9 protein-coding genes are annotated in these 14634 nt (G+C 48.4%); 7 read left to right on the forward strand and 2 right to left on the reverse strand.

The window, feature by feature from the left end; genetic code table 11:
• Positions 1–145 precede the first annotated feature (145 nt).
• The 3 genes from nuoE to B3F51_RS06500 are packed head-to-tail and all read left to right on the forward strand — an operon-like array spanning position 146 to position 6008.
• Positions 146–706: an NADH-quinone oxidoreductase subunit NuoE gene (nuoE, locus tag B3F51_RS06490; protein WP_286946154.1), complete on the forward strand. Its 561-nt coding sequence runs from the start codon at positions 146–148 to the stop codon at positions 704–706.
• Complete coding sequence (locus B3F51_RS06495) at positions 703–2454, forward strand: NADH-quinone oxidoreductase subunit NuoF (protein WP_286946156.1); 1752 nt, start codon at positions 703–705, stop codon at positions 2452–2454. Before nuoE ends, B3F51_RS06495 begins: the two co-directional genes overlap by 4 nt.
• Positions 2455–2468: 14 nt before the next feature.
• On the forward strand, positions 2469–6008 hold the full coding sequence (locus B3F51_RS06500; RefSeq protein ID WP_286946158.1) for a molybdopterin-dependent oxidoreductase: 3540 nt from the start codon (positions 2469–2471) through the stop codon (positions 6006–6008).
• A 307-nt stretch (positions 6009–6315) separates the two neighbouring features.
• Here B3F51_RS06500 and B3F51_RS06505 read toward each other — a convergent pair whose 3' ends face one another.
• Together B3F51_RS06505 and B3F51_RS06510 are read right to left on the reverse strand one after the other, a co-directional pair.
• Positions 6316–7539: an MFS transporter gene (locus B3F51_RS06505; protein WP_286946160.1), complete on the reverse strand. Its 1224-nt coding sequence runs from the start codon at positions 7537–7539 to the stop codon at positions 6316–6318.
• A 103-nt stretch (positions 7540–7642) separates the two neighbouring features.
• A complete protein-coding gene (locus tag B3F51_RS06510) occupies positions 7643–9661 on the reverse strand; it encodes an FAD-dependent oxidoreductase (RefSeq protein ID WP_070371240.1) in 2019 nt (672 codons plus the stop codon).
• 183 nt (positions 9662–9844) lie between these two features.
• Between B3F51_RS06510 and B3F51_RS06515 the strand changes: the two genes are divergently transcribed.
• The 4 genes from B3F51_RS06515 (at position 9845) to B3F51_RS06530 (ending at position 14231) form a co-directional block, all read left to right on the forward strand.
• Positions 9845–11410, forward strand: coding sequence for a PucR family transcriptional regulator (locus B3F51_RS06515; RefSeq protein WP_250935251.1), 1566 nt, complete (start codon positions 9845–9847; stop codon positions 11408–11410).
• A 152-nt stretch (positions 11411–11562) separates the two neighbouring features.
• Positions 11563–13053 (forward strand): DEAD/DEAH box helicase, encoded by a 1491-nt coding sequence (locus B3F51_RS06520; RefSeq protein ID WP_286946163.1) that lies wholly within the window; start codon positions 11563–11565, stop codon positions 13051–13053.
• Between the two features lie 30 nt (positions 13054–13083).
• The gene (locus tag B3F51_RS06525) at positions 13084–13632 is read left to right on the forward strand and encodes an NUDIX hydrolase (RefSeq protein WP_148637680.1); all 549 of its coding nucleotides are present in this window, start codon (positions 13084–13086) and stop codon (positions 13630–13632) included.
• Positions 13633–13688: 56 nt separating this feature from the next.
• Positions 13689–14231 carry an HD domain-containing protein gene (locus B3F51_RS06530; protein WP_148637681.1) on the forward strand — a complete coding sequence of 181 codons (543 nt, stop codon included), beginning with the start codon at positions 13689–13691 and terminating at the stop codon, positions 14229–14231.
• Positions 14232–14634: the final 403 nt, after the last annotated feature.

The raw sequence follows: 14634 nt of genomic DNA on the forward strand, positions 1-14634 counted from the left end.
GCTTTTAATTTGACGGACAACAAGATAATCAGAAGACCTTGTAGATTGCTGCAAGGTTTTTTGAATAATTAAAAGCTTTCTAAATGTTATGAAAACCAATAGTGTGAACACCTTAAGGACCCTGTTAAGAAAGAAAGGAAGAATAATGAGTCAAAATACAAAAATATCTGGCTGTGGCTGCCACGGTGACCAGCCCAACCCTTTCACAGAACTGACCCCGGTGCTGGACCGCTACGCCGACATCCCCGGAAGCCTGATCACGATCCTCCAGAAAGCCCAGGAGCTGTACGGCTTTCTATCCGTCGAGCTGATGCGCCATATCGCTGCCGAAACCCACACCGCCATTGCCAAAGTTTACGGGGTGGCCACCTTTTACACCCAGTTCCGCTTTAAACCGGTGGGGAAATACTTGATCATGCTGTGTCAGGGCACAGCCTGTCACGTCAATGGCTCCAAAATGGTGGAAGAAGCCGTGATGGACTATCTCGAGATCACCGAAGGCGAAACCACCCCTGACGGGTTGTTCACTCTGAACAACGTTGCCTGTCTGGGCTGCTGCAGCTTATCCCCGGTGATGATGATCAACGATGACACCTACGGTCAGCTGACCAAAGACAAGGTCACCCATATTCTGGCGGAGTTAAAAGAAAAGGCCAGTGATGATACAACGGATTCAGAGACCAGTGTTCAGGAGGTAACCGTATGAAAATTATCATCGGATCAGGCAGCTGCGGCATTGCCGCCGGCGCCCATAAGGTACAGACTGCCTTTGAAGCCATCATTGCTGAAAAAGGTCTCGTTCTGAGTGTTGAACAAACCGGGTGCATCGGCACCTGTTACCTGGAACCGATCGTTGACGTGGTTGACGATGCTGGCAAGAAGATCACCTTTGTCAATGTCACCACTGAAGATGCCAGGCGGATCATTGACGACTATGTCGTCGCCCAACAAGAATTGGCGGATTTACAGATCTCCCAGGATGACCTGACGATGATCGGCAAACAGAAGCGGATTGTCCTGCGCAACTCCGGGATCATCGATCCCGAACGGATTGATGACTATCTGGCCGTTGACGGTTATCAGGCAGCAAAAAAATGTCTCACTGAAATGACTCCCGAAGCCATCATCGAGACTGTCAAAGTCGCCGGCTTAAAAGGCCGGGGCGGCGCCGGTTTCCCGACCTGGTTCAAATGGGACGCCGCTAAAAAATCCCCCGGGACCACCAAATATATGGTCTGTAACGCCGACGAAGGCGACCCCGGGGCCTTCATGGACCGCTCCGTCCTCGAAAGCGATCCCCATGCCCTGATCGAAGGGATGCTCATCGGCGCCCGGGCTATCGGCGCCAATGAAGGCATCGTCTACGTCCGGGCCGAATATCCCCTGGCCATCGTGAGGCTCCAGAAAGCCATCGATCAGGCCCGGGCCAAAGGCTATCTCGGCAACGACATCTTCGGCACCGGATTCGCCTTCGATCTGCGCATCAAAGCCGGTGCCGGCGCCTTCGTCTGCGGCGAAGAAACTGCCCTGATTGCCTCATTAGAAGGGGAACGGGGGATGCCACGATTAAAACCCCCCTTCCCGGCCCAGAAAGGCTACTGGAACAAACCCACCAACATCAACAACGTCGAAACCTTTGCCAACGTCCCCTGGATCTTCCGTAACGGCGGTGACGCCTATGCCGCCCTGGGCACCCAGGAAAGTAAAGGCACCAAAGTCTTTGCCTTAACCGGCAAGGTCAAAAAAGGCGGTCTGGTGGAGATCCCCATGGGCCTGACCCTAAAAGATGTCATTTTTGATATCGGCGGCGGCATCAAAGCGGACAAAGCCTTTAAAGCCGTGCAGATGGGCGGACCCTCCGGCGGCTGTATCCCCGCCAGTCTGCTCGACACCCAGATCGACTACGCCGAAATCACCAAAACCGGAGCCATCATGGGTTCCGGCGGGATGGTCGTCATGGACGAAACCACCTGTATGGTCGACATGGCCCGGTTCTTTCTCGACTTCACCTGTAAAGAATCCTGCGGCAAATGTACCTACTGTCGCGTCGGTACCACCCGGATGCTGGAAATCCTCGACCGGATTACCCAGGGCGAAGGCCGGGATGGTGACATCGAACTGCTCGAAGAACTCTGTTACAAGATCAAAGACGGTTCCCTGTGCGGCCTGGGTCAGACTGCCCCCAACCCGGTGCTGACCACCATCAAATATTTTAGAAACGAATATGAAGACCATATTTATCATCATAAATGCACCGCCAAAAGCTGCAAGCCGCTGTTAACCTACACCATTGACAAAGAAAAATGCGTCGGCTGCGGGGCCTGTAAGAAAAACTGTCCCGTTACGGCCATTACCGGCGAAAAGAAGCAGGTCCATGAAATCAATCAGGATCTTTGTATCAAGTGCGGCAAATGCGCAACCGTCTGTAAATTTGATTCCGTCATCATTGACTAGAAAGGAGTGGGAGAATGAAAAAATTTAAACTGAACATCGATGGAAAAGAAGTCACCGGTACCCCTGGCCAAACCATTTTAGACGTCGCCCGGGAAAATGCAATTGAGATCCCCACCCTGTGCTATGACGAACGCCTGGAGATCTATGGATCCTGCGGACTCTGCGTCGTGGAGGTTGCCGGCATCCCCAAGATCTTAAAAGCCTGTGCCACTGAAATCAGCGACAACATGGTAGTCAGCACCAGGACCCCCCGAGTCATTGAATCCCGCAAAACCAACCTGGAGCTGCTGCTTTCAAAACATATCGGCGACTGCGTTGCCCCCTGTAAACGGGCCTGTCCCGGCACCACCGACTGCCAGGGCTATGTCGGTTTAATCGCCAATGGCGAATTCGAAGAAGCCTTAAAGCTGATCAAAGAACAATTGCCCTTACCCGGTGCCATTGGCCGGGTCTGTCCCCATCCCTGTGAAGATGCCTGCCGTCGCGGCGACGTCGATCAACCCATCGCCATTGCCTGGCTCAAACGGTTCGCGGCCGACTTTGATATGACCCATAACATGTTCATACCGGAAATTGCACCAGCCACCGGCAAATCCATCGGTATCATCGGTGGCGGCCCCGGCGGCCTCACCGCCGCCTACTACCTGATCCAGTCCGGTCATGCCGTCACCATTTATGACGCCATGCCCAAAATGGGCGGGATGCTGCGCTACGGGATTCCCGAGTACCGCTTACCCAAAGGCGTCGTTGACGAAGAAGTGGGACTCATCGAAGCCATGGGCGTTGTCTTTAAAAACAACACTCGCATCGGCGTTGATCTTCCCTTTGAGACCATCCGCAACACCCATGACGCCGTCTATATCGCCCTGGGTGCCTGGACCAGCTCCGGCCTCAGATGCGACGGCATCGACGCTACCGGTGTCATCGGTGGGATTGAGCTGCTCCAGCAGGTCGCTAACAACGAACCGATTGTCCTTGGCGAAAAAGTCGCCATTGTCGGCGGCGGCAACACTGCCATGGATGCCTGCCGGACAGCTATTCGTTTAGGTGCCAAAGAAGTCTATAACATCTACCGCCGCACCAAAGCCGAAATGCCGGCTGAGGAAATCGAAATCAGCGAAGCTAAAGAAGAAGGGGTGATCTTTAAAAACCTGACCAACCCCATTGAAGTCATTAAGGGTGACGACGGCCAGATTGTCAAAATCCGGCTCCAGAAAATGGCCCTGGGTGAACCCGATGCCAGCGGCAGAAGAAGTCCAGTCCCCATCGAGGGCGAAGAAGAGATCCTTGATATCGATACCCTGATTCTGGCCATTGGCCAGGGCATCAACCCGGATGGCATCGGCACAGCGAAAACAGAAGAAAACAGTGATGACAACCGTCTGGCGCTGACCAAATGGAATACCGTGCTGGCCGACGAACAGACATTTCGGACGAATCTGGATGGCGTGTTTGCCGGCGGCGACTGCATCAACAGTGGTGCCTCCATTGTCATTAAAGCCGTTGGTGATGCTAAAAAAGCCGTGCCCTTTATCGAAGGCTATTTAAACGGCGAAAGCATTGCCTACCACGAACCCTATTACGTCATAAGAGAAGCGGTCGATCAGGACTATCTCGAAAGCATCAAGAAAAACAAACGCCCGGCAATGACCTATTTAACCCCAGACGCCCGCAATGATAACTTCCTGGAAGTGGTGGAAGGCTATAATCCCCTTCAGGCCGTTGAAGAAGGCAAACGCTGTCTCGAATGTGGTTGTCAGGATTACTTTGAATGCAAGCTGGTATCCTATGCCAACGCGTATGAGGTTAAACCCGAACGCTTTAAGGGCAAGAACCCGGAAGCCAAGATTCAGGACGACCATCCCTTTGTGATCCGGGACAACAGCAAGTGCATCACCTGCGGCCTCTGTGTCCGGGTCTGCGACGAAATCGTCGGCGCCGAGGCCCTCGGCCTGGTCGACCGCGGTTTTGAAACCATCGTCGAACCAGCCCTACGCCAACCCTTAAAAGACACCGGCTGCGTCAGCTGCGGGATGTGCATCTCGGTCTGTCCCACCGGTGCTTTAAGAGAAGGGCTCACCGGGATAAAACAGATTCCCCTCGATACCAAAAAGACCGAATCCACCTGCGGCTACTGTTCCGCCGGCTGCCAGATCGTTATCGAATCCAAGGGTGATACCATCATTAAAGCGATCCCCCGGTCAAACCATCAGGACCTCAACCAGGGCGTGATGTGCGGCCGCGGCCGCTTTGGCACCAACCTGGTCCAGTGGGGCGATCGCATCACCACCCCGCTGATCAGAAACAAAGCCGGCGAACTGGAAGAAGCCACCTGGTATGATGCCCTGGTGACCATTGCCAAAAAATCCCAAAGCATCGCCGCCCGCTATGGTGCTGAAGCTGTGAAGATGGGCATCTCACCCAAGTATACCAATGAGGAAATTTATACCTTTGCCCGGCTGGCCGAAGTACTCCGGGCGGAAACCTTCAGCTTTTCCAACCGCAGTCACGGCGGAACAGCTGTCCTCCAGGGCGACTTTCAGATCCGGGACATGGAGGCGATTGTCAGCGCCGATACCATTCTGGTTCTGGGGATGCTGCCAGCGGACAATCCGATTGTCAAGTATAAGTTGATCCAGGCATCAAAAAATGGCGCAACAATCATGGCGATCAATCACCGCGAAAGTGGCTATGGTAAGCTGGGCCGGGAGTTTATCCTTGGTTGTGACCAGTTGCCATTTTTAGGAGAAATTACCAAACATGTGCTGGAAAACAGCAAAGTCAAAAGAGATCTTGCAAATCTGGAGCTGCTGAAAACCTCGCTTTTTGATTTTGATATCTGCGAGGACGCCAGAGCAATCGGCGAAAGCCTAATCCAGGCCAAAAATCTGGTGATGGTTATCGGGGACAAGTACGTCACCGAAGAAGCGGCGGCAATGCTCGGCAATCTGCTGGCGCTGCTGGGTAAAGCCGACGGCAAACGCAGCGGGATTTTCCCGGTGGCAACTAAAAACAACAGTCTGGGCCTCAATTATCTGGGGGTGCAAAACACGGCCGCTGTTTTAAGCGAAGCAAAAGCGTTGCTCTTATTCGGCGAAGATCCCAGTACTGATTTAAGCCGATATGATCTCCTGATGGTTCAGGATACCCACCTGACCCAGGCCGCTGAAAAAGCCGATGTGGTACTGCCGGCCCTGGCCTTCCCGGAAGTCAATGGCACCTTTGTCAATACCGAAGGACGGTTGTTAAAAGTTAAAAAAGCCGTTGAGAATCCCTTGGAATTCAGCAACATTGAGATGGCCCAGGCGATTGCCGACATTCTTTCGGCAGATCTTGGTTTGGCCTGCCCGAAAAAAATAAGAAAAGCCATTGAAAAAGATCACCCGGCATTTCGGGAGGTGGAAGCAGGGGAGCTGTTAATGCATTTTGCAGCAGAGCAACCAGGCTTGGCGCTAACTCCCTATGTCGATGGTCGGCTGTTTACGGAACTGCCGGGTACCGATTATCTGATGAATACCGTTCAGGATGAATTGAACAAGTTCGTTAAAGCCTAAAAAATTTAAATTTAAATCTAAAAAAAAAGTTTAAAAGAAATTTCCTGATTGATACATAGGTGATCAATCAGGAATATCTTTGTTAAGAGAAAAATAAAAACAATAGTAACAATTGATGTGGCAGGTCATGCACGATGTAATGATCTAAAGCCGATTATTACATCGTATTACATTTGATCGTTTCATTAAATAAGCTAAACTAATTTTAAAACTTAAAAAAACTCTGTCTCGAAAAAATCAGGATGATCTGATTTCAATCGAGATAGAGTTTTTAAAAATTAACGTTTATAGACTAGCGATTATTCACTTATGCCTGTGGTGATAGCTCAGGTTCTGAAATAATTTCAGATTTCTTTGAGCAAAGTTCTGGCAGCAGGAAAACGAGCACTGCGACGATTGCCATGCAGCCACCAGCCAGGATAAAAAAAAGCTTCATATCAGAACCGGCGATGGGTGTAATAATAAATGTTGGGATTAAAACGCCACCCATTAATTGCAAGGTTGCGGTAAAACCACCGGCGGTACCGGCGTATACTGGTCCGATTTCAGGAAGCTGAATAGGAATTGTCATTAACAAAGGAATCTGGCCAGCCAGAGCAGCACCCGTTAAAAACAGGCTGATGCCCAAAAGAAAACCAGCCGGGGCACTCCAGGCCAGAGCTGCACCGAGGGCAGAAACCATGGCCAGGATCAATAAAACGGGTTTCATTTTACCGACTTTGCTGACGATTAGGGGTGAAATCAGACAACCAACCAAACTGCCAATCAGCATAATTGAACCATAGCCGCCAGCGGCAACGGCATCAATACCGCGACCAACCAGCGCCGTTGGTAAAAAGGAACTGATGGCAATATTACAGGCGACAATTCCCATGAGACAAAATCCAACAATCCAGACCGGGCGACTTTTTGCGACCACCTTAACGGCCATTCCCAAAGTCGCCGTTTCAAAAGCTGAATCGCTGGATGCTGTTTGTTCGGGATTTTTAACCACTAGCAGCCAGAGAATCGTTCCGACAACACTAATGATTGCTGCAAAAATAAATGCACTGGTAATACTTGGGAAAAAGGCGGTTGTTCCCATCCCCAGGGTCATCGCCAAGGTTGATGATGCCAGCAGGATACTCATCATTGAGCTGATTTTTTCTGCAGGAAAATAGCTGCCGATGATTTTTGCGCCGTTTGCATTTAAGAAAGCAGCACCAAATCCAGTTAAGATCATATAAATCAATAGCGTATTTGAATCGGTAGCAGTGACTCGTAAACAAGTCCCAATAGCCGTAATGACTAATGCGATGCCGATAACTTTCTTGATGCCAAATTTATCAACCATTAAACCGGCAATCAGACTGAATAAAATGGCTGGAATCATTGGGGCTGAAAATAAGCTGCTGAATTGGCTCATTGATAAATTGAATTGTTCAATTAATTGCGGTGCCAGGGGGGATAACTGATATTGGGTATAGCTTGGTGAAAATAATGCCAGACAGGCAATCGCCAGAACGATCCAGGAATAGTTTTTGTTTTTCATGTGTTGATCTCCTTAATGAATGGCACGAACAATACCGGAGTATTGTTTGTGCCATCTTAATAAAATTGTCAAAAATTGAATGTGCAATCAGGGGTTAATCGGTTTAATAACGGCCAATATCACAGGCCACCTGATGAGCGGCCGAGGTGGCATCGTAAATATTTTTCGGGGTGACGCAGTCGCCAATCTGATAAAATTCTGGGGCACATGTCGAAAGAGCCAGAGCATCTTCCCGGAGCGGTTTCTGTCCGATAGCATAGATAACCGTATCGGCAGGGATAGTGCGGACGCCGTCAGCATCTTCTACAGTCAGTCCAGTATCAGTGATTTCCAGAGCTTTGGTGGAAACGCAAAGCTTGATATTGGGGTGACGGGTCAGTTCATCGCCCAGCGCCACACCGTGAACCAGTGGGAAGCCGCCGGGTAATTCCATTAAGCCGCCCATCCGGTTGGAGGTGCCTTCAACCGGAGGTGGAGTGGCAATGGTGCCGGGTGCCATTTCGACAATGGTGATGTCACGGCCCAGGCTTGACAGGAAGATTGCCAGCTCCAGACCAACCAGTCCGCCACCCATAATGACGGCATGCTGGCCGACTTGTTCGGGATGATAATACACTTCTTCGGCGCCGACGGCTTTGGGGCTGTCGATGCCTTTGATATTGGGAACCAGCGGCCGGGCGCCCATGGCGGCAATGATCACGTCGGGATGGAAGGATTCGGCCAGTTCCGGGGTGATGGCGGTATTAAAATGGACTTCAATGGCAGATCGGGATACTTTTAACGCCTGGCGTTTAAGATAGGTGTCCAGATTTGATTTAAAAGGGATTTTTTCCTCACAGAGCAGCGCCCCGCCCAGACGATCGGTTTTTTCGCAGAGAATCACCCGGTGTCCCTGTTTGGATGCCGTCAGCGCTGCCTGCATCCCGCCGACACCGCCGCCGGCAACCAACACCGTCTTTTTATGAGCCGGTAATGGGGCTGTCAGACTGGCTTGCTCCCGGCCAATTTCGGGATTAGTGGCACAGTAGAAAACGCCGTCGATGGTGCTGTTGGAGAAGCAGTAAAAACAGCGCAGGCAGGGGTTGATCTCATCGGCTCGTCCCAGTCGGGCCTTGATTGGCAGATCCGGATCAGCCAGGGTTTGACGGCCCAGATTGACGACGTCCACCTGGCCGGAGGCAATCAGCTCTTCCATCATTTCGGGATCAGTCAGGGCACCAACCGTGCCAACCGGGGTTTCGACGTGCTTTTTAATTTCAGCGGCATAGGAGGTATTGCAGCCATCTGGCAAAAACATGGTGGGATGGGTTTTCATAGCTGCCGAATCGATTTCATGATGACCCACTGAAACATGAATCATTTCAACTTTACCATCTAATAGCTTAGCAATTTTAATTCCTTCATCCAGATCGTAACCATCTGGCAGACATTCGGTGGCACTCATTCTAAATTCGATGGGCATATCCGGGCCGACCCGCTTACGAATGGCTTCGATAACAGCCAGTGGAAAACGCATCCGGTTTTCTACTGAACCGCCCCACTTGTCAGTCCGTTTGTTGTCCCGAGGTGAGAGGAACTGATGCATCTGCCAGCCGTGACCGCCGTGGAGGGTGATCATGTTGTAGCCGCACTGACGGGCAAAGGAAGCCGCGTCGCAGTATTTTTGAATCATCGCATCAATCTGCTCATCCTGCATGGCGCGGATTTCCACCCCATCCTCGCGAATCCCGTCAATCGTGCCGTAAATAAAGCCGGGATTGACCGGCATTAAACCCAGGTTGGCATTTTGGCCGGCATGGCAAAGTTCAATACCGGCCACGGCACCATGGCGGGTAATGGCAGTACTGACTCGGGTCATGTTGACCTTTCCAAGGATATCGTTGCCCCGCATTTGAAAGGGGTGGCTGCGGCCATATTCACCGTCGATGATCATGTCGCCGACACAGACCGAAGCAAATCCGCCCAGAGCTTTTCGCTCATAAAAATAGGCGGCTTCTTCGGTTAAAAACCGGTCGCTGGTTAAACCGGGATAATCCTGGGGGGCAGAAAAGATCCGGTTTTTGAGAAGTGTTTTACCCAGTTTGATGGGCTCAAACAAATGTTTATACTTTAATTCTGGCATAATGACAATCTCCTTCAATTTTTATAGATAACTAAATTTTATAACAAGAACGTCATCGCAGCATCACACCAATGGCTGAAAATGCGGGCCGGAATTTCGACAATTACTTAAATGTTAAAAAATTAAAAACATGATAAAATAAAATAGATTAAAGATTTAAGAAAATACAAAGGAAGAACAAAAATGAAAATCAAAATTCCCATGATTCTGGATCAATTAAATGACGATAACTTTGAGTACGTTGAGGGTGCCGCTGGCGATCAGCTGGGGTTTTCCAGCGTCCGGTTGCTCAAATCCTCGGAACAGGGGTATAAGAAAGAGGTCTTATATCTGGGATCAGCAGCCGTAATGCAACAGATTGATTCGCGTCATCTGCCATCCCAACTGATTTGCCTGGCCGATTCGTCCCTTCAGTTTGAAAATAACAAGGTTCATAACATTGATCTGGCGCTGATCCATTCAGATTGTGATATTGAGGTATTATTGGAAAAAATCGCCGACATCATCAGCGAATATCACCAGATCTATACTGAAATGATCAGGCGGATCACCGACAACAGAGGGTTGGCTGAAATCATCAACGCGATGACTCCGATTCTCGGCAATCCGCTTTATGTGGCCGATGCAGATTTTAAGGTGTTGGCCCGAACCGACTGCGTCCTGGAGCAGCCGGATCAGTGGCGGCATATTGTTGAAAATGGCATTGAGGACGGTTATATTTCCAGCTCAGTCAATGATTTTTATTATATGAAAGACCTGGTACAAAAAACCGAGCATCAGCATGAACCGGTTTTCTTTTCCGGTAATGAACTCTATCCGCATTCTTTTTGCACCATGAATTTAACCAGCCGTAATAAAAAAATGGGCCTGGTGACAGTGTTTGAAACTGAGCGCCCATTTTCAATCGGCACCAAAGCAACCATTGAATTTTTCAGTGAGATCCTGATCATGGAAATACAGAAAAATCAGACCTTAATCAGCAATGAAGGGGTCAAATTGGGCTACCTGTTTGCCGAAATTTTATCCGGTAATCGCCATTCCGAAAATGAGCTGAGAAAAGTCGTCAATTATGTCGATATTGATTTTCCGGAAAATTTTTTTATATTGGTGTTAAAGTCCCGGCATGACAATCGCAATCGCTATGAGCTGACATTTTTAAGGAAAAAAATCATCAGTCTGGTCAAAAACACCATTTGCATTATTCATCAGAATAATATTGTCATGCTGGCCAACGAAAGCAGCAGCCAGTTTAGCGGACAGGGTTTGTCCGAAATTGAAAAATGGCTCCAGGATACACAACTAGTTCTTGGAATCAGTGATGACGGCTCTGATATTAAACAGATCCGAAAATCATATCAGGAAGCACTGACGGCAATCGAATTGGGACTGAAATCGGAACGGGAGGATGTGATCTTTTTATATGACCGTTACCGCTTTGTCCATTTGATGGATGTGCTGGCGAATCTGGAAAACAGTGAGGCGCTTGGTCATCCCGCCCTTGCTAGACTGCAGCGGTATGATCAAAAAAAAGGTGCCAATCTGTTGGAAACCCTTTACTGTTATATGAAAAACGGTCGTTCCCAGGCCCAGACCGCCAAAGAATTGCATCTGCATCGCAGCTCCCTGCAATATCGGTTGACGAAAATGGAAGAAGTTATGGGTGTGAAGTTGAATCATTATCAGACCTTTTTACATCTGCAGCTGACCTATGAGATGATGAAGCAGTTAAGCGTTGCTAAAATAGAGTAAATGACACAATAATAAAACTTGTACATTGTTTAATTTTAGTTTATAATTAAACGTCAAGTAATAAACCAGCTGTATCTTCTGTGAATTCCCAGTGGATACAGCTTTTTAAATGGATTAAAATAAGTTTATAATAAAAAAGAAAGCAGAAAAAAGTGATAAGTAAAAAATTTAACCAGTACCAATTAAGCGATGAGCTCCTAAAAGCCATTGAAAAACTAAATTTTGAAAACCCGACCAAGGTTCAGGAAGCCGTGATTCCGATTGCTTTGGAGAAAAAAGATATTCTTTGCAAAGCCCAAACTGGCAGCGGCAAAACGGCGGCCTTTGGGATTCCGATCTGTGAACTGCTGGACTGGGAAGAGAACAAACCTCAGGCTCTGGTGCTGACCCCGACCCGGGAACTGGCGCTGCAGGTCCACGAAGATATTTTTAACATTGGCCGCTTCAAGCGGGTGAAGGTGTCAGCCCTTTATGGAAAATCACCGATCCGCCGGCAGGAAAAAGAGCTGAAACAGAAAACCCATGTGGTGGTGGGAACCCCAGGCCGGGTTATGGATCATATTGAACGGGGAACCTTTATTACCGATGAGATCCGTTTTCTGGTCGTCGACGAAGCTGATGAGATGCTGAATATGGGTTTTATCGATCAGGTTGAGGAAATCATCAATGAGATGCCGAAAAATCGGGTCGCGATGTTGTTTTCAGCGACGCTGGAAAATGAGATTCAACGGCTGTCAAAAAAATACATGAACGATCCTCAGATCATCGAGATTGAAGCCGAGGCTAAACGAACGGATGCCATTGAACAGTTTGTTTATCAAACTGGCCATGATGATAAACAGGATGTGTTAAAGGATGTGCTGGTGGTAGAAAATCCCGACAGCTGCATTATTTTTTGCAACACCCAGGAAATGGTCAATGCCATTTATAATCTGCTGGGTAAGGACAATAAGGCCTGTGAAAAGATTCACGGCGGTATGGAACAGGATGACCGCACCCTGGTCATGCAGCGTTTTAAAAAGGGTGCCTTTCGCTATCTGATTGCCACCGATGTGGCGGCTCGGGGGATCGATGTTCATGAGATTTCGCTGGTCATTAATTTTGATGTCCCCTGGGAAAAGGAAACCTATGTCCATCGTATCGGCCGGACCGGTCGTCGGGGCACCAGTGGCAAGGCGATTACCCTGGTTTCGGCAAAAGAAGGTCGCTTGTTTCGAGATATTGAGAATTATACTGATAAAGAAATTATTGAAAAAGAATGTCCGACGCTTTCCACTGTTCATGCAATGAAACCGGCCTTTCTTACAAAGCTGCAGGAAAAACCCGACGAAAAGCTGGACAAAGCCCATGATCTAACCCGGGAAATTACCAAGATCCATATCAATGCCGGCAAAAAGACCAAAATGCGACCGGTCGATATTGTCGGGACGCTGTGCAATCTGGAGGGGATGACCGCCGCGGATATCGGCGTGATCACAATCCTGGATGTCTCCACCTTTGTCGAAATCCTCAATAACAAAGGCCCCCAGGTACTAAAAGAGCTGCAAACCCGGAACATCAAGGGGCGGCCGAGAAAGGTAACTCTGGCTGAGGATAAACCGGTTACCATTGCTCGGAAAAAACCGATTCGTCGATTTTATTGATAAAAATTTAGTACTTAACGTGAGGTGTCTATGAACTATTTAACCGCCATCACTGAATTCAAACCCGGATCAGCTCAGGAACAGGCCGATCAGCAGACCTTTATCCGATTTATTCATAATAATCCGGATGTTTTGCTCCGGGACAATAAAATTGCCCATCTGACCAGTTCCGCCTTGATTTTTAATCCAGCACGGGATAAACTGTTAATGATCTACCACAATATTTATCAGTCCTGGTCCTGGACTGGAGGGCATGCCGATGGCGAAGTAGATCTGCTGCAGGTGGCAATCCGGGAAGCAAAAGAAGAAACCGGATTAAGCACGGTGACAGCGATGTCTGACAATATTATTTCATTGGATATTTTACCGGTTTTTGGTCATCTTAAAAACAATCAGCCGGTTTCAGCCCATTTACATTTATCAGTGGCCTATTTACTTTCGGCTTCGGAAGACGAACCGCTGGCCATTAAACCGGATGAAAACAGCGGGGTCCGGTGGATCGCCGTTAATGAACTGTCAAACTATGTCAGCGAACCCCATATGCAGGCGGTTTATGATAAAATTTTAAATAAGCGCTGATCATTACTATTTAGTTTGGAATAACTTTGATGAGCGTTAAAAATCAAGGAGGGTCTATGTCAATATCGAAAGCCATTGAATTTTCGGCCAAAGCCCATGAAGGTCATTTTCGCAAGGGCTCTCAGGTTCCCTATATTACGCACCCTTTTGAGGTCGCCAAAATTCTCGGTGAGGCGGTGGATCCGGAAGAAAACGAAGCCCTGATCATTGCCGGCCTGCTCCACGATACGGTGGAAGATACCGATACCAGCCTGGCAACCATTCGTCGGGAATTTGGCGATGCTGTCGCCGATCTGGTCGCCTCCGACTCGGAAAATAAAAGCTTGCCCTGGGAAGCCCGCAAGCAGCATACCATCGATTTTTTAAAAAATGAAGCAAGCCGGGAGATGCAGATGCTGGCCTGTGCTGATAAGCTGGCTAACTTAAGAAGTGTTAAAGCCGATTACGAAAGAATCGGCGAAGAGGTCTGGGATATTTTTGTCAGAGGCAAGGAAAAGCAGGCCTGGTATTACCAAGGCGTGCTGGATGCATTGGCACCGCTGGAAGGCTTAGCAATGTATGCTGAATTGAAAGCACTGATACAGGAGATCTTTGACTAAAAGAAGAAATCCTGTTAGAAACAAACAACGTGAAGAGGCAGAAGTACGGAGTGTTAATTCCTTGGATTGTGTAAGGAATTATCTGGCTTGACAAAACCACTATATACAAGTATAATTCTAAACAGTTTATTAATACGTACAAGGTTACCCAATTAAACAATTAAAAGTATAACTGTGATATGAAATCACTGGAAGTCATGAATGTTGTGTGAGCACATTTATGGCTTTTTTTGCGCAATGCAACTAATGTTTAATGATCGGTATATAGGGTATAAATTTTTAATTAATCGATTAGAAAATAACTGTAGCCAGCAGGTATGGCAGTCCCTCAAATTAATAAAACACGCAAAATTTTTCAGCCCCTAAAAATCACAGATGACGTGACAATACCAACAAAAACGCA

Source organism: Acetobacterium sp. UBA5834 (genome assembly GCF_002435675.1).
In the GTDB taxonomy this organism is placed as follows: domain Bacteria; phylum Bacillota; class Clostridia; order Eubacteriales; family Eubacteriaceae; genus Acetobacterium; species Acetobacterium wieringae.